Raw genomic sequence first — 21,371 nt, forward strand, 5'->3', positions numbered from 1 at the left:
ACAAATATGAAGTTATGATTAGAAAAGTAATGGTTTGTTTCACATAAAGAGAGCTCCGCTGGTGAGAAGGAGTTGTGGCGAATCACGAAAACACATCTATGAACTGAATGATTGAATCAATCTTTGATTGGGTAGGTTGTTCCGCTAGCGAGCGTTACCACGGCTACTACAACTGTTCTCCATTTTCAATGGACGACTAGTTGTGAGCAGCGTAAGGTCGTTATCGTGAGGTAGCGGCAAAGTAGAGGTGGCACCGCGACAGACTCGTCCTCGGATATTGCATTAGCAATGTCCGGGGGCGAGTCTTTTTTGTTACCGGTAGTGCGTGACTTGATAGATGTTAACGGACTTTAATCTGAATTTTATAGGCGTTAAAGAAATGGAGCGTGGCAGTTATGCAAATTATCGAAGATTCATTAGATCAACTATTAAAACAGGTCGCAATTCGGACAAATCAAGTTGCTAATCGAGAGGCGGTTGAAAAATCAGTTCGCGAAATTATTTTAAATGTGATTAAAAACGGTGACCAGGCCGTTAAGGATTATGAGAAGCAGTTTGACAATGTTGACTTGGATGATTTACGGGTTTCTCAAGAAGAGATTGATGAAGCTTATGGACAAACGGACCAAAAAGTGATTGATGCACTTGAATTGGCTAAAAGAAATATCACATCATTCCAACAAATGGAAGTTGAGGAAAGCTTTATCGATGCGAAAAAGAAGGGCGTGATTCGCGGTGAAAAAGTTGCGCCACTCGCGGCGGTCGGCTTGTATGTTCCTGGTGGGACAGCGGCTTACCCTTCTTCAATTTTAATGAACGTGATTCCTGCTAAAATTGCCGGCGTTTCACGAATCGTCATGGCAACACCTCCGCAAAAAGATGGTTTAAACAAGGCGGTTTTAGCGGCAGCCAAGATTGCCGGCGTTGATGAAATCTATACGGTCGGTGGGGCCCAGGCAATTGCCAGTTTGGCCTATGGCACAGCCACCATCCCCAGAGTTGATAAAATAACGGGTCCCGGGAATGTCTTTGTGGCAACCGCTAAAAAGCAGGTGTTTGGTCAGGTTGACATTGACATGATTGCCGGTCCCTCAGAAATTGGTGTGATTGCCAGTTCACAATCTGTGCCAAGTCAAGTTGCCGCGGATTTGCTTTCCCAAGCTGAGCATGACAAACTGGCACGACCAATATTAGTGACTGATGACCGGAAATTAGCTGACGCAGTTAATCAAGAGTTGGCCCGTCAAGTTGCGTTGCTGCCGCGTCAAGAAATTGCCCAAGCAGCGATGGATAATGAAGGCTTTATTGCGGTGGTTGATGATATTGACGATGCCTTCACGCTAATGAACGCAGTTGCGCCGGAGCATTTAGAGGTTCAACTGCCAAACGCAATTTCTTACTTGAATCAAATTAAAAATGCCGGGTCAGTTTTCTTAGGATTTTCAGCATCCGAGCCGCTTGGCGATTATGTTGCCGGTCCAAATCATATTTTGCCGACTGGTGGAACCGCTCGATTCTTCTCACCGTTGGGCGTTGCCGACTTTGTTAAACGAACGCAATTTGTTTCCTATACTAGAGAAGCCTTGGCAAAGGAAAAAGATGCCATTACGACTTTAGCCCGGGTTGAAGGATTGGAAGCCCACGCCAGAGCAATCGAGAGTCGGTTTAAAGATTAATGATGGACGAAAGGAAGCCTGCATATGGCTAAATTATCTAGTAAAAAATTAACGTTACTTAGTGTCATGTTGATGATCTTTACGTCAACGTTCGCTTTTGATAATACTTCAATTGCTTATTACACCATGGGGTATGGGGGGATTATTTGGTACGTTTTAGCCGCATTACTATTCTTTGTGCCCTCTTCACTGATGTTTTCAGAATATGGCGCGTCATTGCGAAATGAAGCTGGGGGTGTTTTCTCATGGTTATCAAATTCGTTGGGAACCAAGTGGGCGTTTATCGGTGGTTTTGTATGGCTTGCTTCCTGGATTATTTTGATTGTTTCTACTGTGTCTAAAATTTGGATTATGCTATCGACAACCTTGAGCGGTTCAGATCAAACGGGTCGGTGGCAAATTGGTAATTTAAACTCAACCGAAACAATCGGCATCATGAGTATTATTTTCTTCTGTTTAGTGACCTACATTGCAACGAAGGGATTAACCAAAGTTGCTAAATTAGCAGCTGTGGGTGGAATTGCGGCAGTTATTTTGACCATCTTTTTCTGTATCGCCAGTCTGATATTATTGACGAAAAATGGTTTTCAATTAGCTGAACCGGTTAAATTACCAACCAGTTTTCTCAAGTCGCCACGACACAGTTATCAATCAATGAGTCAAATCGTTTCGTTTTTGATCTTTGCAATTTATGCTTATGCCGGGATTGAAGCAATGGGCGGGGTTTCTGATAAGATGAAAAATGCTAAACGGACATTTCCGTTAGCAATGGCATTAGGTGCAGTTCTGATTACCGTGATTTATGGTTTCTTCATTTTTCTATGGGGTGTTTCGGCTAACTGGTCAAATGTCTTCACACGATCAGGTGTCAATTTAGGAAATACGACGTACGTGTTAATGAGCAATTTGGGATACCAACTTGGTCAGCAATTCTCGTTGGGAACCGCTGGAGCGCAAAATCTCAGCTTTTTATTTGCCAGGTTTGGTTCATTTACCATGTTACTGAGTTATCTGGGATCATTTTTCGTGATTGTTTATATGCCGATTAAATCGTTTATTTTAGGAACTCCCAAACAATTGTGGCCCAAAGCGCTGCCAAAATTAAATCGGAATGCGATGCCTGCCAATGCTATGTGGCTGCAAGCCGGGGTCGTAAGTGCTTTAATCGCAATGACGTCATTTGGAGGGAAATCCGCCGTTGATTTTTATAATGTATTAACGTTGATGGATAATTTATCCTCGACACTGCCTTATTTATTCCTGGTAACCGCGTTTCCGTTCTTTAAACGAAATGTTGCATTAGAAAAGCCGTTTGTGATTTTTAAACGTCGATGGGTGTATCTAACCATTGTCACGGTGGTAGATGGTTTACTCATCATTGGCGTGTTATCAACCATTATTTCAGCAATTTCGGCGAATGAGTACTGGGATTTATTGCTAGAGTTGATTGGGCCGTTATTTTTTGGCTTGGTGGGATATTACCTATTCCGACTTTACGAGAAACGACGTCAACTATTTCCAACAACTGCTTCGGATCGTCAATCTTTGTAGTCAAATGGTAATCTTCCTGCAACCTGGCGGCTCAGACCAGTCAAATTCAAATCGTTTTAACTCATGATTAAGATGACAAATCAGCTTATGTTTCAATTACTTTTTATGAGCCTACTTTTTGATTTGTGATCCTACGTGAGCCATGGTATTTCAAGCTTTACCGATGTCCACAGTGATGGAAGAATTGATTCGATTAGGCGCTCATATTGGCTAATTTCCCGATTTTGTAAAGAAATCGTAGTCAGACCTTAAAATTGGTTTCTCCCATGTCATGATATAATTAAATGCATAGGAGGCGTTCAATTGAAGAAATTACGAATTATCATTCTCGCGATGTTAGGTGTGTTTGCAATTGCAATGACAGTAACGACTAATGCCGTTCAAGCACATGCCAGTTCATCCACCACAACTCCCAAAGCCCTCCGTGGAACATGGTATCGGTATCGAAGCAAGGGGCATTATGATTATGTTCGGATAACTCCCCACAGTTTTTCATTTAATGGCACGAAATACACACCTTACAAATCAGGTGCTCATAAGTTAAAAGTTTCTAAGTGGGGTTCTTGGTATTCGTTTAATAAGGGATCATCCGGAGCTAACCTTGGTCAGTTCAAGACTGAGAAACGGTTGATTAAAGATTCATACAAAAAGTCCTTGGTAAGATATCATGGTTTAGGCACTTACAATGTCTATGCTCATGGTAAGTATGGGAAGGATTATTCTTTTAAAATTTTAGATTAGGATGCTGCGTCAAAGCGGTGATCGACTCCGTAGCCATCGCTTTTTCCTAGTTATACTGATGACAAATCAAACAAATAAGGACTGGGACAATAGTCATTCGTCCCAGTCCCTATTCGTGTAAACACGATTGCTATTGAGCGAAAACGCAGGATAAAGGCAACTTCCGGCCGTGTAACCGAACTATTCAAATATTCAAATTCAGAATATCTCGCTGAAACTTGTTACTTAGCTAAAACGTGGATCAGCAAGCAGCCCCCGGCCATATAAGTCCCTTAACTTAATATTCCAAAATCGGGAATATCTCGTTGAACTTTGTACTTAGCCGAAACGTGCGCCAGCAAGCAGCCCCCGGCCATATAAAGCCTCCTAACTTAATACTCCAAAATCAGGAATATTAAGTTAGGAGACTTTATATTCTGGGGGCTAACCGCTTGCTGGTCCACTCTGGTTTTTTCTACTGAATTTAGCTGTCTTATTCGTAATCGGTATGATAATCCTTTATAATATAGGTAAGCATACATTACTGAATGTTTATCCGAGGAGGGCTAACCATGAAAAAAGGATTAACGACCGCTTGCTTACTGGTCTTATTACCATTAGGGTTATTTGGATGTTCTTCAAACGCTGGTGATAAGGGAAGTTCAAGTAGTTCATCATCGTCACAAAGTAGTCAGGCAGCGAGCTCGTCAACGAGTCAGTCATCGTCAACGACAGCAACCAACCGAAATCAAGGTAGTCAAAAAGCAGAAAAGATTAGGTATCAAAATGTCCGCTATACGACCCGGTTAGATAATGAATATCGAGAAGAACAAATTTACAAGTATGTCCCGGGATCAGTTCGCAATAATAAAATATATGATTGGAATACACTCCATGTATCTGATCAGCAAAAAGTTTATGTTAGTGAAAAGGCAGTTGCCACCTTTAAAGATCGCGATGATAACGAACTTGAACATGAAGATTTTTATCGAATTAGATTTTCACGTTCGAATACAGCTCAGAAGTATTGGGTAAATGATGACGTGATTGAAAATGAACGCAACGAAGCACACGACGATTAATTTTGGATTCGTTCAAATCTCTTGCAATTTAATTTAAATGGATGTATATTATGGACAATCAAAAAAGGAGGTGATGCTTTTTGACAAGTGGAATATCTCTTAAAGCATCAGCTGTGGAGAACGAATTAAAATAGTTGATGGCTCTAAGAAAGAACCGGCGAAATATCAATCGCCGGTTTTTTTGTGCTCATTTTTTTAAATTAATTTGAGTGATGATCATTAAAGATGGTAGCTGTTAACTGAAGACGGTCATTTGATTGCCTGGATTGAAACACGCTTAGCCCGGTTCAAGCATCCAAAAAGTTGTCGTTTTAAACGTAAAAAGTAGTCAACCGATATCGGTTGACTACTTTGGCGCGCGACATATTTAAGGTCCTATGCGCTCGAGGACGTTCGAATAATGGCTAAAATGATTTGAGTACCATCGAGATGGCAACTCGCTTGTGAATAGTATACGAAATAATAAATAAAACTGCAACCGTTTTTAACGATTTGACCCCTAAATAGGTTGTCCTTTTTGATGAAGCAGAGACAAGATAAGCGTTATCGTAAATATTTGAAAACTGTTTTTGTTACAGACTGATTAAATTAATTATGTTAACTGTTTTTTCTTTGCAAATGGCTAGATTACTTTTAGTAAACCTTGTAAGATATGGAAGGTTTGGGAAAAGCCAATTAATAAAAGGAGATGAGAAACACATGAAACAGTTTAAGGTTCAGAGCTTTGTGTTGGTGTTGGTTGCATTTATTTTAGGATTCAGTGAATTCTTAATCGTTGGGATCTTGGATGATTTGTCTAATCAGTTCAATGTTCCCGTGGCAACAGTTGGTTATTTGGTCACCATTTTTGCAATGGTCTATGCAATCAGCACACCATTTATTACGGTTTTGATTGGGAAGTACAATTTGTTTTGGAGTTTGCTGGTTATGATGGGCGTTTTTACGTTTGGAAATGGATTAAGCTTGGTGGCACCCAGCTTTATTTTTCTGGCAATTTCACGAATTGTAACGGCTTTGGTTTCTGGTGCCGCCATTTCAATTGCATTAACATTTGCTGGCCATATTGCGCCAATGTCAAAGCGAGCCTGGCTGCTTTCATGGGTTTTCGCCGGCTTCAGTATTGCTTCGGTGTTTGGAGTACCACTGGGAACTTGGATATCGACAAATTTTGGGTGGCGGATGGCTTTCCTAACGATTATTGTGATTAGCCTTATCACGTTAGGCTTGGTGTTCTTGAGTCTTCCCCGTGATTTCAAACAAAAAGGCAGTAGCATTCTCGGCCAACTAGCTTTATTTAAGGATCGGCGAATTCAAATCGGAATGCTGTTACCCATGTTCAATTTAGCAGCCATTTATGTCTTTTATACGTATTTGCGCCCAATTGTAACGCACCAATTGCATTTTTCAACCCAATTATTGACGGTCCTGTTATTTGTTTTCGGAATTGCCAGTATTTTTGGTAATCGGGCGAGTGGGAAACTAACTGAAGGTTGGGGACTGCACGCAATGCCCACGGTGTACATCATTCAATTTATACTATTGATCATGATGCCGATTCTCTTTAATAGTCGTTGGCTGGGGGTCGGCGTATTAATGATCTTAATTTTAGGGATGCCATTATTAAATTCACCCATTCAGATTCATTTTTTGCAAGTAGCGGAACAAAACTATCCACAATCGATTGTTTTGGCATCCTCTCTGAATTCGATCTTTTCTAATTTTGGCATTGCACTGGGTTCTGCAACCGGCGGGGTGATTGTCAGCAGCCTTGGGATGCATGCGGTCGGTCCTGGTGGTGCGGTCTACACGATTGTCACTCTTGGGCTGGTAATCTGGCTAAATCAGATCAATCGAAATTGGCAAAGAAATGGGATAGTGACAGAATAGTTGCTTTATTCAATTGGAAATGCGGTGTTTATCCTGATGGCGACAATGTTGACACAACTTGTCAGTGTAATATACTGCTTGTAACTGCTTTATCCAATATTGAATTTTAAAGGAGGATTTTATGGATCGTCCAGCACTAAAACTTGAAGCACAACGGATGCTCTCGAGTCATTTTCCATTTTTTTTGGTATTATTCTTACCCGTGTTACTTTTAGATTTTGCCAGTGCGGCTGCCTATTATTTAGCTAGTCAGAACGGTGCGTTTCGAAATCAACTGACACAGTCCGGCACGGTGGTTTCAATTAATCAGGACATGCTTGTTAAGTACCTTATCTTTTCAACTGTTTTGACAATTTTAGTTAGTTTATTAACCGCAGGAATGATGTTTCGATCAATTGATTTGTTAAGAAACAAAGCTAAATTTGACCAACCGGTGAACAAATCGTTCACAATTTTCAATAACTGGCAATATTTTAAAGGTGCCGTAATTATCGGAATTTTAACCTCGATTCTAGCAATTCTGTGGAGTATCTTATTCTTAATTCCTGGAATCATTAAGTCTTTTTCGTATGTGCAGTCCATCAATATTTATCGTGATGCTCTTGATGCGGGTAAACCGATTGGGTACCTAGAAGCCATTACACAAAGCCGGCAAATGATGAATGGTCATAAATGGGAATACTTTGTGATGGACTTGAGCTTTATTGGTTGGGAAATTGTTGAAGGATTGACGTTTGGAATTGCTTCCCTGTGGGTCGAACCTTATATTACCTTATCATTCTCGAATTTCTACATTAAATTGGCTGACCGACCAGACCAAGATGATCTCTCAACTATTTTCAAAAAACAGCATGATCAGAATGATTAATCACAAATAGCAGAAAATCAAAATAAAAAATAGGGTCGATTAAAGCAATAAAAGCGGGGCTGGGACAAAAGTAATTTTGTCCCAGCCCCGCTTGCGTAATCACGATTATTACCGAGTGGAAAGACATGCGCCAAAAGGCAACTTCCTGCCGCGTAACCGAATTGTCCAAACATTCAACCCCGGAAATATCTCGTTGAACTTTGTACTTAGCCGAAATGTGCGCCAGCAAGCAGCCCCGGCCATATAAGTCTCCTAACTTAATATTCCAAAATCGGGAATATCTCGTTGAACTTTGTACTTAGCCAAAACGTGCGCCAGCAAGCAGCCCCCGGCCATATAAGCCCCCTGACTTAATATTCCAAAATCGGGAATATTAAGTCAGGGGGCTTATATTCTGGGGTCTAACCGCTTGCTGGCCCACTCTGGTCTTTATTGCGATTCCGAGAGCTGGTAATTTAAATAAACGAGCAGACTATTTTTCAGCTTCTTTCAAAAAATAGCTAAATGGTTTCAGATCTTGTGCCTGATACTTTTTAACGAATTCATTGACTTTCTTCTGATCCTGCCATGCTGGATCGATCGTCATATGCTCAGTTGTAAATGGCATCTTTTGAGTAAATTTAACATCGATCACAGCTGGTCTGTCAGTCTTTTTGGCGTCATCGACTGCCTTTTGAAATTCTTCTTTGGTGTGAACCGTGTAACCGAGGGCACCCATTCCTTTAGCAACCATTGCCCAATCAGTATCTGGTAAATCAACACCGGATAATGGTTGATGGGTATCATCAGTTTGCTCTGCCTCAATAAAGCCCAGGGTTTCATTACTGAAGACGACATTGATGATGTGTAGACCATATTTGACTTGGGTCATAATTTCTTCATTTAACATGGCAAAGGCACCATCACCACTCAAACTGTAAACATCGCGATCCGGGTAATTAACCTTTGCTGAGATAGCGGCAGGGAGGCCAAAGCCCATTGTGGCGTATTTACCAGAAGTTGCCCACTTTTGATCACCATGCATATCAAGTAATCGTTCAAAGTTAATGTTGACGTTACCAACATCAATACCAAAGACGGCCTTATCGCTGGCAGCATGATTTAAGACGTCAAAGATTGGTTCCGGACGAACCGGCATTTCTTTGGAATCTTTGAAACTGTCTTGCCAAGCTTCCCAGTTCTTTTTATCAGCTAAAGCAGCGTCATAAAATGCAGATGGTTTCTTTTCCTTGCCGGCATCCAAAATGGCTTGTAAAGCCTTCTTGGAATCGGCAACCATTGAAACATCGTTGTGGCGTCGTTTGCCTAATTTTTCGCTGGCGATATCAATTTGAATCACCTTGGCATTCTTGTTAAATAGGAAGATACTGAATGGCACATCGTTACCAACCCAGAGGATCAAATCAGTACTAAAACCAACTTCCACGCCAGGTTTAGATGCAACCCGGCCAGTTGAGCCCAAGTAAGCCGGGTAGGCGTCTTCAAGGATTCCTTTTGCGAGGACGGAAGATACTAACGGCATCTTGAATTTTTCAGAAACTCTCTTTAACACTTCGGCAGCATCTTTAGCGCCCAGACCAAAGTAAATCATTGGTGACTTAGCATCCTTGATTAAAGCAACTGCCTGTTTTACGGATTCTGGATTAGGTTCTGGATAAACAGGAGTTTGATGGGTATTGGCATTTGAAATGTAGGTATCGTCAATCTCAGCCCAGCCGAGATCCTTTGGAATGGTTAAAACGGCAACGCCTTTTTTAGCATATGCCTGACGAATGGCTTCATCGGTCATTCGAGGCAAGCTGTCAGCAGTCATTGCAGTTCGATTCCAAACCGCTACGTCATCAAAAATGGGTTCTTCATCCATGGCTTGGAAAAAGTCCATGTTCATGCGACTGGTTGGGACTTGGGCCACAATTGCAAGAACTGGAACGCCATCAGTTTTGGCATCATACAGTCCGTTGAGTAGGTGAACAGCACCAGGGCCAGCAGAACCAAAGCAAACACCAATTTTGCCAGTTAATTTTGCGTCGGCAGAAGCCGCAATCGCACCTGCTTCTTCATGACGAACTTGGATATATTTGATTTTGCTTTTTTTGATTATGAATTGCATTCATACTTGAATCAAACGAGCCACCTGGTAAGCCATAAAGATGCTTAATTCCCCAATCCTCAAGCACCTTTAATACAGCATCTGAACCACTAATCTTTTGAACCATAGCACAAGCCTCCTAAAAATATCAATTAAATGAAAGATGTGAAATCCCCTTCACTTAATTTAGTATAGTAGCCTGCTTGTGAAATGTAAACGCTTTACAAAGAAAAGATATTTTTGAAAGAAAGCGGATACAGTATTATACTCAATGTGTATCAATCTATATGAAAAAGGGGATGTTCTTTGTGAATGCAATTAGATATTATTCAAGAACCGGAAATACTGAAAAAATGGCTAAGCTGTTGGGTGAACAATTGAACCTGACGCCGGAAACGATTGACAAGCCATTGGAAGGAGTGGTTGATAAACTTTTCATTGGTGGCGGTATTTACAATACGAATGTTGATAAAAATTTAAAGGAGTTTACGACTAATCTTGACCCAACGAAAGTTAAAGAAGTCGTTTTGTTTGGGACTTCCGGCAGTGTCTTCACAGTGGGGAAACAACTTGGTAAGATATTGAAGAAAAACGGCATTCCAGAATCAAATGAGCATTTGTATCTTCATGGGTTAATGCCTAAGCTGGGGAACTTTAATGAGCATCAAAAGAAAGAAATTCAAGAATTTGCCGACAAAGCGGATAAAGAATCGCTGAAGAGTTAGACCATTAATCTAAATAAGAGCTCACTCAATGAGACTTTGCTGCTATAAAGTTTGGCTAGGATTGTTATGCTGTGGATAAATTATCCAAGGGTTAATGCCAATAAAATTGATGTAGATCAGTGGGGTGTGCTTTTCCTTTCTGAAAGGTCGCCGTTCTTTTAATGTTCACTTGAGATGGCGAAACAAGAAATAATTCATCTGAACTATATTAATAACAAAGAAGTCCAGACAGTTTTACCGCCTGGGCTCCTTTGTTGTACTTATGAGTATTGTTGAATTAACAAATGTAGCGAGGGGCAGTACTATGACAAATTAATTGATACGGTGATTGTGATCATAATTTTAACCAGACTAAATATGTAAAGGAGCCGCAGCCTCCGGCCATATAAACTCAATCAACCAATATTCCAAATTCAGGAATATTGGTTGATTGAGTTTATATTCTGGAAGCTAACCGCGGCTCTTTGCACTCTCTTTTAATCCGCCAACGCCTGCTTTAAATCGTTTGCCAAATCTTTGGCACTTTCAAGTCCGGTTGACAATCGTAATAGTTCATCAGTAATTCCCAATCTTAACCGGGCTTCCTTCGTCATATCACTGTGTGTCTGCAGGGAAGGAATGGTCAGTAGGCTTTCCACACCACCCAAACTTTCCGCGAATGAAATAATTTTAAGTCGTTTGAATAAGCGATCAACCTGGTCGCGATTTTGAACATAAAAGCTAATCATGCCACCTTCGCCAGGATAGAGAACCTTTTCTACCTGGGGCAACTTAGCCAAACACGCTGCGACATATTTTGCGTTTTGAGTGTGTCGTTGCATCCGGACAGATAACGTTTTAAGGCTTCGCAACAGTAACCATGAATCAAATGGATCAAGTGTTACACCGGTGGTATTGAAGTTAAATTCGAGTTCTTCACCAATTTCTTCGGATTTTGCAATGACCGCACCAGCCAGCATATCATTATGGCCTGATAAATATTTTGTTGCACTGTGAACCACAATGTCAGCCCCTTGACGAATGGGTTGTTGGTAAACCGGAGTGAGAAAGGTATTGTCAACACAAACCAAAATTTGTGGGTTGGCTTTATGGATAATATCAGCGACCTTTTTAATGCTAATAATTTTCATGGTTGGATTAGAAGGCGTTTCCAGCCAAACCGCTTTTGTCTTTGGCGTCACAAGGGATGCTAATTTTTCGTAATCTTTGCCGTTCCATTTACTGAATTTAACCCCATAGTGATCTGCTAAATAATCAAAATACCGGAATGAGCCACCGTATAAATCGTCTGATGTAATAATGTGGTCACCGGATTTAAATAATGAAAAAACCAATTGAATCGCAGCCATTCCAGAACTTAGTGCAAATCCACGGGCGCCATCTTCTAATTGAGCCAGTGTTTTTTCCAGGACACTGCGAGTGGGTGTTGAAAGTCGAGAGTATGAATACTGTTTAGTTGGGTCAAAGTTTTCAACGTCTTCCAAATCACGATGACGAAAATTAGACGTTAAATAAATCGGGGTTGAAACTGAATGGTATTGATCGTTATTATCGCGATTCCCTGCCTGTGCCAATAAAGTATCGATGTCAAAAGGTTCTTGAGTCATGTGTGAATTCCTCCAAAAATTTTAATCATTTAATTTACCAAAAAAGCCTTCACCCTGAACAACAAATATTCGTTGTTCAGGGTGAAGGCTTAGTCACGTTACCACCTGAGTTTACTGAAATCTCACAATCTCAGTCTCAATAAGTACGCCATTTTTAAGAATGGTTATACTTTTGCAAGGTAACGGTTGCTAACGATGTGCAGGCCCAAGGACCGACACGTAGCTCCGAGCTCATCTTCACATCTTCTCACTGGTTTCTTTTCAGCAACTGAAACTCTCTATCACAGTGAAAATAATGCTACTCATCTCATCAAAGCTTAAGTAAATTAAAATTTCCTATATTGTAGACTAATTTGGATGAGTGGTCAACGTTCATTTAGAAATCCTTTCGTGATTTGTTCACAATTGGTAAAGATAAGACAAACTCTGTCCTTATGGTAAGTGATCGTCCAACCTGATGCAGACATGAAAATACTGTTTTAGTGGCACATCAATCATTTTCATATTTTTGAAACATTCTGGCAAATGATTGTGAAAATGTTTACAATAGTTTGGGTTTATGATAGCATGAAACTGCTTAAAAATGATAATAGGGTCAGATCACCAGAGAGAGCGGCTTGTGGATGACATGGGCCAATCATTGGTTCCAACCTAATCTAGCGACCTGTTTTAGGAGGAAGATTATTGATGAAAGAGAATTTTGATTTCTTAATGCCAAGCGTCAATTTTTTTGGTAAGGGGGTTATTAAAAAAATTGGTGACCGAGCTAAAATGTTAAACATGAAGAAGCCACTCATTGTGACCGGTAAGATCTTAAGGGGATTGGAAAATGGTCCGGTAACTCAAACTTTGGCATCTTTAGATAAAGTTGGGATTAGTTACGCGATTTATGATTCAGTTGAGGCCAATCCCAAGATTCATAATATTAAGGAAGCTAAAGCTGTTTATTTAGATAATCACTGTGACAGCATTATTACAGTTGGTGGTGGTTCAGCTCATGATTGTGGGAAAGGTGTCGGCATCATTTTGACAAATGGTGATGATATTACCAAGTTAGCCGGCATTGAAACCTTAGACAATCCATTACCTCCATTAATGGCTGTTAATACAACCGCTGGGACAGCTTCAGAATTAACTCGGCATTGTGTCATTACCAATGAAGAAACGAAATTGAAGTTTGTGGTTGTCTCTTGGCGAAATATTCCATTAGTATCATTTAACGACCCAATGTTAATGCTGGATATTCCAGCTTCAATGACCGCCGCTACGGGGATGGATACCTTTGTTCAAGCGATTGAGCCTTATGTTTCAACCAACCGGAATGAAATTACTGATGGCCAGTGTATCCAAGCCATCAAACTAGTGGAAGAAAGTTTACGGGAAGCAGTTGCCAACGGGCATAATATTGAAGCCCGAACGAAAATGGTTGAAGCTGAAATGTTGGGCGGCATGGCGTTCAACAATGCGGACCTGGGCTATGTTCACGCAATGGCTCATCAGCTTGGCGGACAATATGATGCGCCACACGGTGTTTGCTGTGCCATGCTATTGCCAATCGTTGAGAAATATAATATTGTTGCTGCTCCTGAGCGATTTGCCGAATTGGCTAAGATCATGGGAGAAAACACCGAGGGTCTTTCAACACGGGATGCTGCCGATTTGTCAATTAAAGCAATGCGCCAAATGTGCGATGATGTTAATATTCCACGTAGTATCAAATCCATTGGCGCTAAACCAGCCGATTTTGAAATGATGGCTGAAAATGCATTGAAGGATGGCAACGCCTTTTCAAACCCACGCAAGGGAACTAAAGAAGAAATTGTCCGATTGTTCCAGGAAGCATATGATCAGAAATAGACTAATAGTGAGATACCGTATTTTTTGAATTCAAGTGAAATTACCAATTGTTTAGCTTGGAACGTCAATCATTAAATGTAAATAAACCATCTCAGTACGCCTAAATCATAGGATATTGTGATGGTTTATTTTTATTTTATGTAGAGTGATTGTTTGGGTTTGATATTAGGTTTGCGAAAGATTGATATTGGTGCTCAAATCAATTTTCGATATTGTTCATTCTAAATGTCTTAAAAAGGTCGATAAAAAGTCATATTTTAGACATGACTTTTTTCTCCTATTAGGTTATGATTATGGCATAAATAAGAATAATATATAAATATCATTTAAATAATTGGAGGCAGATGATTATGAAAAAGCGACGTTTAGCTGACGCAGCAATGCTAATGTTAATTCCAATTAGTATTGTTGGTTTCTCACTAAGTACGACCCATGATGCCATCTTTAAACCAACGACTGAAACTGCCAGAGTTAACAACATTGCCGAAACAACTGATACTGAGTACCAACTCAAGGGCACCAATGCCGAGATTCAACCCTTGGATTTTCGGCCATCACGGGTTTACCGTGTCCGTTACGCAAAAACTAATTTTAAGGCAACTCTTGACGAAGATTACCGTGAAGAAAAATTATATCGATATGTTCCAGGCGCTAAAAAGAATAATCGGGCGTATTCTTGGAGCCGCATTAAAGCCCGAACTGGCAAACGGGTGTTTGTTGACATGAAAGCTAAAGCCTATTATCGGGATGATGATGGCGAACGCGAATCGGAAGACTTTTACCGGATTCGCATTTCTAACAGCAGCAAAGCTCAAAAATACTGGGTAAACGAAGATGCAATTGAAGACTAACCGCAGCGGTTATCTTTCCCCAAATTTTGAAGGCTGAGGCAAATGTAAATTTGTTTTGGCCTTTTTGTGATTTAATCTTAATTGATGGCGCGAATATGGTAAATTAAGACTAGATTAATATTGTGCTTATTTCTTTGTTTTTTAGGTTTCGGGTAAATTGATATTGGACATGATTAGGTTAACGAAGGGGGGTAAGGAGTTGAACCTTTTAGTGACAGGTGGCGCTGGATTTATTGGCTCGAATTTTATTCATTACCTAATGGCAAGTCAATCGCATGATTCGCTCGTAAATTACGATCTGTTAACCTATGCGGGAAATTTGGCGAATTTGGCCGATATTAATGATGACTCTCGGTATACCTTTGTTCAAGGCGATATTACCGATGAAGCTCATGTTAATGCGATCATTAAAGATTACCGAATTGATGGCATCGTGAATTTTGCAGCGGAATCACATGTTGATCGTTCAATTTTAAATCCAAATGCTTTTGTCAGCAGCAATTTTGTTGGCCTGAGTGTTTTGTTAAATGCAGCGAGAAAATTCAATATTCGTTTGGTCCAAATTTCGACTGATGAAGTTTATGGAACCGCTAAGTTTCACCAGGCATTTGATGAAAATGGGGCATTAAAGCCCAGTTCCCCTTATTCAGCCACAAAGGCATCCGCCGATTTATTAGCTTTGGCGTATTTTAAAACCTATGGAACTGATATTTGTATTACCCGTTCGGCCAATAACTATGGTAGATTTCAATTCCCAGAGAAGTTGATTCCCCTTATGGTGGTTAACGGATTGCTTGGGAAAAAATTACCGATTTACGGCAAGGGTGAAAATAGTCGCGATTGGCTTAATGTGGTAGATAATTGTGCCGCAATTGATGCGGTCCTTCGTAGTGGTAAATCAGGTCAGATTTATAATATTGCCGGCCATTATTATCGGACAAATCTTGAAGTGGTTAACCAAATTGTTCAGGAGCTGGGGCTTTCTAAATCGCAGATTGAATTTGTTTCCGATCGGCCTGCCAATGATTTACAATATATGATTGATGATTCGAAAATTCGAAGTGAACTGGGGTGGCATCCTCAAGTGAGCTTTTCACAGGGATTGCGGGCAACGATTAAGTGGTATGTTAATCATGCTGCTTGGTGGCGGCCACTTTTGAAACAAGTCAAGAATCGATGAGGTGATAATATGAAAATTGGTTTTATTGGTACCGGCGTTATGGGTACGGGGATGATCAATAATTTATTGAAAGCGAACTTTGAGGTGACTGTTTATAATCGAACCAAACAACACGCGCAAACAGTATTGGCAAATGGTGCCCAGTGGCAGGATACACCGGCAAAGGTAGCTGAGGTTAGTGATGTTGTGATTACAATTGTTGGTTTTCCAAAAGATGTTGAAAAGGTTTATTTTGGAAGTAACGGGATTTTTGAAGGTGCCACGTCTGATGAAACGTTAATTGATATGACGACCAGTTCCCCTATCTTAGCTAAAAAGATTGCTGATTATGGTTATCAAAAGGGCATCCATGTGCTGGATGCACCCGTTTCTGGTGGTGATATTGGTGCTAAAAATGGGACGTTGACCATTATGGTTGGCGGTGATGCCAAAACATTTGATCAGATTCGGCCAATTCTTAAGGCAATGGGAACAGCGATAACGCGATTTGGTGACGCCGGTCAGGGGCAAAACGCCAAGATGGCCAACCAGATTATGATTGCCGGAACGATGACTGGGATGATCGAGTCATTGATGTATGCGACTAAAGCCGGCCTGGATCCTGATCAAATGATTCAAACGATTAATGGTGGTGCGGCTGAAAATTGGAGCATGGCAAACTATGGGCCAAGAATTTTACACGGTGATTTAAAGCCTGGATTTGCTGCCAAGCATTTTCTCAAAGATCTCCGGATTGCATTGGCGGTTGCTGATCAAATGAAGTTAAGTTTACCTGGTACCCAACAAGCCCGTGAGTTATACGAAAAGATGGTCGATCAGGATCATTGGGGAGACTTAGGGACGCAAGGCTTAATTAAATTGTATGAGAAGTGAGATTGGTTATAGGATTCGACTGCAGGTGCCCATTTAAGTTATTGAAAGATATGAGTCTTAAAGGGTCTAAAAACGGAGGGGTGGGACAATAGTCGTTTGACCCGGTCTCTGTTAGTATAAACACGATTATTACCAAGCAAAAATGCGGGACAAAAGGGCAACTTCCGGCCGTGTAATCCGATTACACGGCCGGAAGTTGCCTTTTTGTCCCGCGCTGTCCGTTTTTGATGATGATTATTGAAAAGTTGGAAAATGATTCAGTGTTTTGAAGTTAAGGTCGTTTTAACTGATCTTTACTTTATTTTTGACACGCAAGCCGCACCCTATTTTTTCTTTCGACGTCGTTCTCTAGCTGAAACCAGGTTAATGACCACTGAAATCATTAAAAAAATGCCGGCTAGAATAATCAACCCAATTTTGACATCATCCTGTAACGACGTATATTTAATAAAAAATGCGAGGGCAATTGAAATAATCAAGGATACATCTGCGACAATTAGCTTTGGCGAAAATCCCATTTGATTCAGTCCTTTCGAAAGCATTATATCAAAAACAAGTGTGCCAACCAAGAATCTTTTGGCAATCGTCGTGGGTGCTAATTTGAAGGCCTTTGATTTTTGTGATCGGTTTTAATAAAGCATTGATGTTTGATATAATGTTGTAAGCGTTAAAATACGAATCTAGGTGAAAACTTTTGGAAGAACAAAATCCAACATTTATTGATAGCACAAAGTTAATATTTGGAATTGGCCAGGTTGAAAAAATTACTGAGGTTTCAGGTCGTCAATTGCGATATTGGGAAAAGCAGGGTTACATTCAGCCCCTTGAGCAGAAAAAAGGGGCGTCACGTCAGTATAATTTGCACACACTATTTATGATTTTTCACATTCAACGTTTTCTTAACCAAGGGTTTACACTCCAAACAGCTGTCGATAAAGCTCGAAAGTTTGATGAACAGATTCCCGTTCTTCGAGAGTTCTTGAGTAATCAATTAAAGGGAATTATTGTGAAAGATGATCAAAAGCTACTGGACTTCGGCTACTTGGATGCCTCACATCAACAACGAATATATGGTGTAATTAAGGATGGCAAAACGTCCTTCAAAATTGATCCGGTTTCGCACTAAAAAGAATGTTTATATGTGTAGAACCCCTGTTTGGAGTAAAATTGAATTTAGACTTGAAACGATTTCACTTTGCAGCATGATCATAGTAAGAAAGAAAAAAATAGGTTAAAGAACTGATCTTAACTGCATCAGCTACCCCCCCAATATAAACATTGGAACAGGCGGCTGATGTACTGAGATCAAATCGTTCTTTGACCTATTTTTATTAACTCTGACTTGCTGAAAGGCTTACTTTCCTTCGCTGTCAAAATGTTTATAAAGGCCAATAATCGTTTTATCCGAGAGTGTAATCGGGGTTCCATCAAGGGTAACACGCTTGATCTTGTAATAATCTTCGAGGTCGGGAACTTCCAAACGTTGATTTGCCATAAAGTCAGCAGCCGATTTGTAATCAATACTTTCTTGTTCGCCACCATTTTCATACTCAATTTTTAACACGAGATGTCACTTTCTTTCTATAAATAATAGTGATCAGATTATTTTAGTAACAAATTAATTTTAAAATGAAAGCCCTTAAAAAACAACTATCTCAGTCTTTGAATTTTTTGTGAAGAAAGAATGAAAAAACATAGGCGTTAGATTTGTCATTGCATCGGCCGACTTGTTATATTGTTTTCAGGGGATGAGTCGGGATAAGTTTCATTAACAAACCGGCTCAATGCTTTTTTGATAGGGGGATTTGAGTGGGGGCTAAACAAGTACTTGTTAGCGTGTTGGTGGCTATCGGTCTTGGCATAACGGGGATGTTTGCAACTCAAAGCGATCGGGCTTTAGGTGCCGCGGTTAAATTTGATAATACAATGGTTGCCAACAAGAATTTGACTGATAGGGGGAAAATCAGTTATTTCGTTAATGACAGTGCGAAAAAATACCAAGCCGATATTCGATTCGCAGCGCACACATGGAATCACGCACTTGGAAGAAGACTATTTAAACCAACGAGTCTGATCAACAAGTCGCGATTGACGGTTACCGTGAGTGGGCAGATGAGTAATCAGTTTGCTGGAATGGCAGAAATCAACAGTGGTGTGATTGCTCTAAACGATAACTGGATGACTCGATATGATCGATCGAAACGCCGGGCGTTAATTATTCATGAGTTGGGTCATACGTTTGGGACTAAAGATTTGTATCAGTATCCTAATCTCGCTTTGCAACGTCAGTTTAGACAAGCAACCATTATGGGCGGAAACTATTCAACGACGATTGGTGAGTTTGACCGCCGGTTGGCAGATTGGAGTTTGGCTCATACACGTGTGATGGGTTCTGCTGAATTCTATCACTATCGAGTGATGGACAATTTATATTTTCAACGGATGCTTCGTGGAAAACTTTGAGATGGTGGTGGCAGGCGCCATTGACATCGTGATGTGGACCAACTATTATTAACTTATCGATTTATGAGCGTTGAGGCAGAAAAGTAATTTATTGATCCGTGAATTCAGAAACTTGGCGGCTGATGCGAGCCAAGCGGGTAATAAATGAACTTACATCTGTGGAGCTTTTGTTTAACGAGTCATTTCGTTATCAATGATATGAGAGATTGTTGGATCTTGTCCGGCAATAACTTGGGTGGTAACGCGGAAAATTCGTCCCTGGCAATTTAGTTTGTCAGGGATTTTTTAGTTCTCGGTCATACTATCATCACCCATGTATTCATTGAACAGCGAAATTCGTAACAGACATGGCGCTTAATTAGGATTGGTGATTCAACAGATAATTTAGGAGGATGCATTAATGAACATTTTAGATGATTTAAAGTGGCGCGGCGCGATTAATCAGGAAACCGATCACGATGGGATGTATGAACTCGTTGGCAAAAAGTCGGTGGGGCTATATGTGGGAATTGATCCTACTGGGGATAGCATGCATATTGGTCATTTGATTCCGTTTATGATCTTAAAACGATTTCAGTTGGCGGGTCATCATCCCGTTATTCTTATCGGTGGTGGAACAGGTTCAATTGGTGACCCAAGTGGCAAGAAATCTGAACGGGTTCTTCAAACAATGGATCAAGTTCGTCATAACGTGAAAGGGCTGACTCGGCAAGCAGAAAAGTTGTTTGGTCAAGATGGCAAGTTTGAAATCGTTAATAACTATGACTGGCTGTCCCAACTGTCCCTATTAGATTTTCTTCGTGACTATGGCAAGTTGTTCAATGTTAATACAATGTTGAATAAGGAAATTGTCGCTAGTCGGTTGGAAGTTGGTATTTCGTTCACTGAATTCACGTATCAGATCCTTCAAGGTGTTGATTTTCTCCACCTGTATCGGCATAATGATGTCCAAGTTCAACTAGGTGGTGCTGATCAATGGGGGAATATTACTTCAGGAATTGATTTGATTCATAAAGTTGAAGGACAGGATGCCAAGGCATATGGCATGACAATTCCGTTGATGCTAAAAGCGGATGGTACCAAATTTGGGAAAACTGCTGGTGGGGCAGTTTGGCTTGATCCTGAAAAGACGTCACCATATGAATTTTATCAATTTTGGATTAATCAGGACGATAAGGATGTTGTTCGTTATTTGAAGTACTTTACGTTTTTAAGTCGCGAAGAAATTGATGACTTGGCTAAAAAAGTTGAGACACAGCCTGAGAAGCGTGAAGCGCAACGGCGATTGGCTGAAGAAGTTACTAAATTTGTTCATGGCCAAGATGCAGTGGATCAAGCCGAGCATATCTCCAAGGCCCTATTTTCTGGCGATGTCTCGCAACTAACAACAGCTGAAATTGAACAAGGTTTTAAGAAGATGCCTTCTGTTGAAGTGTCGTCAGAACCACTCGATATCGTTCAGTGGTTGGTCGATGTAACTAAGTTTGAGCCATCCCGACGTCAGGCACGGGAAGATATCAATAATGGTGCGATTCGAATTAATGGTGAAAAAGTCCAGGATGTTGATTTTGAAATTGATCCGTCAAAGAAATTTGATGGTAAGTTTGTTATTGTTCGCCGCGGCAAAAAGCATTACTTCTTGGCACGAATTAAATAAGCAAAGCGAATTTCGTCTAGGGTTCTTATAGGAATTAAGCTGGTCTTAGAGACAAATCAAATTGATTTGTCTTTTTTTGTTGACATTGAGTCGAAAAGTCGGTATATTATTTATTGCGGCTTTCAGGAGAACACAGTTTTCCGAAGTCAAGAAATTTAAAAAAGTCATTGACACAAGTTGCTCGTCATGATAATATTAAATAGTTGTCAAAAGCGATGAACAAGCGCTCCGATGACGATGGTAGACCTTTGAAAACTGAACAAAATTTTCGACAAACGAATGTGT

At 40.4% G+C, this 21,371-nt stretch carries 17 protein-coding genes, 1 pseudogene and 1 other annotated feature; of the genes and pseudogenes, 14 read left to right on the forward strand and 4 right to left on the reverse strand.

Annotated features, from left to right (window positions below; genetic code table 11):
* Window positions 1–395 precede the first annotated feature (395 nt).
* The 6 genes from hisD (at window position 396) to FC85_RS07590 (ending at window position 7,784) form a co-directional block, all read left to right on the forward strand.
* Window positions 396–1,676 (forward strand): histidinol dehydrogenase, encoded by a 1,281-nt coding sequence (hisD, locus tag FC85_RS07565; protein ID WP_057864927.1) that lies wholly within the window; start codon window positions 396–398, stop codon window positions 1,674–1,676.
* Between the two features lie 24 nt (window positions 1,677–1,700).
* Window positions 1,701–3,227: a glutamate/gamma-aminobutyrate family transporter YjeM gene (gene yjeM / locus FC85_RS07570; protein ID WP_057864928.1), complete on the forward strand. Its 1,527-nt coding sequence runs from the start codon at window positions 1,701–1,703 to the stop codon at window positions 3,225–3,227.
* A gap of 303 nt (window positions 3,228–3,530) precedes the next feature.
* Window positions 3,531–3,968: a hypothetical protein gene (locus tag FC85_RS07575; protein ID WP_057864929.1), complete on the forward strand. Its 438-nt coding sequence runs from the start codon at window positions 3,531–3,533 to the stop codon at window positions 3,966–3,968.
* A gap of 551 nt (window positions 3,969–4,519) precedes the next feature.
* The gene (locus FC85_RS07580) at window positions 4,520–5,029 is read left to right on the forward strand and encodes a hypothetical protein (protein WP_186825109.1); all 510 of its coding nucleotides are present in this window, start codon (window positions 4,520–4,522) and stop codon (window positions 5,027–5,029) included.
* A gap of 699 nt (window positions 5,030–5,728) precedes the next feature.
* Entirely contained in the window at window positions 5,729–6,916 is a 1,188-nt protein-coding gene (locus FC85_RS07585) for an MFS transporter (RefSeq protein WP_057864930.1), read from the forward strand.
* A 121-nt stretch (window positions 6,917–7,037) separates the two neighbouring features.
* On the forward strand, window positions 7,038–7,784 hold the full coding sequence (locus FC85_RS07590) for a DUF975 family protein (RefSeq protein WP_057864931.1): 747 nt from the start codon (window positions 7,038–7,040) through the stop codon (window positions 7,782–7,784).
* A 472-nt stretch (window positions 7,785–8,256) separates the two neighbouring features.
* On the opposite strand, the pseudogene spxB reads toward FC85_RS07590, so the two are convergent.
* Window positions 8,257–10,000, reverse strand: a pseudogene (spxB, locus tag FC85_RS07595) (pyruvate oxidase).
* Window positions 10,001–10,172: 172 nt separating this feature from the next.
* Between spxB and FC85_RS07600 the strand changes: the two are divergent.
* Entirely contained in the window at window positions 10,173–10,598 is a 426-nt protein-coding gene (locus FC85_RS07600) for a flavodoxin family protein (protein ID WP_057864945.1), read from the forward strand.
* Window positions 10,599–11,074: 476 nt separating this feature from the next.
* On the opposite strand, the gene FC85_RS07605 is transcribed toward FC85_RS07600, so the two are convergent.
* On the reverse strand, window positions 11,075–12,205 hold the full coding sequence (locus FC85_RS07605) for a trans-sulfuration enzyme family protein (protein WP_057864932.1): 1,131 nt from the start codon (window positions 12,203–12,205) through the stop codon (window positions 11,075–11,077).
* Between the two features lie 687 nt (window positions 12,206–12,892).
* Between FC85_RS07605 and FC85_RS07610 the strand changes: the two genes are divergently transcribed.
* From FC85_RS07610 to FC85_RS07625, 4 genes are all read left to right on the forward strand, one after another.
* Window positions 12,893–14,062 (forward strand): iron-containing alcohol dehydrogenase, encoded by a 1,170-nt coding sequence (locus FC85_RS07610; protein ID WP_057864933.1) that lies wholly within the window; start codon window positions 12,893–12,895, stop codon window positions 14,060–14,062.
* A gap of 350 nt (window positions 14,063–14,412) precedes the next feature.
* Window positions 14,413–14,913 carry a hypothetical protein gene (locus FC85_RS07615; RefSeq protein WP_057864934.1) on the forward strand — a complete coding sequence of 167 codons (501 nt, stop codon included), beginning with the start codon at window positions 14,413–14,415 and terminating at the stop codon, window positions 14,911–14,913.
* Between the two features lie 199 nt (window positions 14,914–15,112).
* On the forward strand, window positions 15,113–16,093 hold the full coding sequence (gene rfbB / locus FC85_RS07620) for a dTDP-glucose 4,6-dehydratase (protein ID WP_057864935.1): 981 nt from the start codon (window positions 15,113–15,115) through the stop codon (window positions 16,091–16,093).
* Window positions 16,094–16,102: 9 nt separating this feature from the next.
* Entirely contained in the window at window positions 16,103–16,966 is an 864-nt protein-coding gene (locus tag FC85_RS07625; protein WP_057864936.1) for an NAD(P)-dependent oxidoreductase, read from the forward strand.
* A gap of 323 nt (window positions 16,967–17,289) precedes the next feature.
* Here FC85_RS07625 and FC85_RS07630 read toward each other — a convergent pair whose 3' ends face one another.
* A complete protein-coding gene (locus FC85_RS07630) occupies window positions 17,290–17,484 on the reverse strand; it encodes a hypothetical protein (RefSeq protein ID WP_057864937.1) in 195 nt (64 codons plus the stop codon).
* Between the two features lie 176 nt (window positions 17,485–17,660).
* Between FC85_RS07630 and FC85_RS07635 the strand changes: the two genes are divergently transcribed.
* Window positions 17,661–18,092 (forward strand): MerR family transcriptional regulator, encoded by a 432-nt coding sequence (locus tag FC85_RS07635; protein ID WP_057864938.1) that lies wholly within the window; start codon window positions 17,661–17,663, stop codon window positions 18,090–18,092.
* A gap of 228 nt (window positions 18,093–18,320) precedes the next feature.
* Here the strand turns inward: FC85_RS07635 and FC85_RS07640 are convergent, their stop codons facing one another.
* Window positions 18,321–18,530, reverse strand: a complete 210-nt coding sequence (locus tag FC85_RS07640) for a hypothetical protein (RefSeq protein ID WP_057864939.1) — start codon at window positions 18,528–18,530, stop codon at window positions 18,321–18,323.
* Between the two features lie 245 nt (window positions 18,531–18,775).
* On the opposite strand from FC85_RS07640, the gene FC85_RS07645 reads away from it, so the two are divergent.
* Together FC85_RS07645 and tyrS are read left to right on the forward strand one after the other, a co-directional pair.
* Complete coding sequence (locus FC85_RS07645) at window positions 18,776–19,429, forward strand: zinc metalloprotease (protein WP_057864940.1); 654 nt, start codon at window positions 18,776–18,778, stop codon at window positions 19,427–19,429.
* Window positions 19,430–19,490: 61 nt separating this feature from the next.
* Window positions 19,491–19,692: a binding site (T-box leader), on the forward strand.
* Between the two features lie 137 nt (window positions 19,693–19,829).
* Window positions 19,830–21,086 carry a tyrosine--tRNA ligase gene (tyrS, locus tag FC85_RS07650; RefSeq protein ID WP_057864941.1) on the forward strand — a complete coding sequence of 419 codons (1,257 nt, stop codon included), beginning with the start codon at window positions 19,830–19,832 and terminating at the stop codon, window positions 21,084–21,086.
* The last annotated feature ends 285 nt before the right edge of the window (window positions 21,087–21,371 follow it).

Origin of the sequence: Lentilactobacillus diolivorans DSM 14421 (genome assembly GCF_001434255.1) — a bacterium.
Classification (GTDB): domain Bacteria; phylum Bacillota; class Bacilli; order Lactobacillales; family Lactobacillaceae; genus Lentilactobacillus; species Lentilactobacillus diolivorans.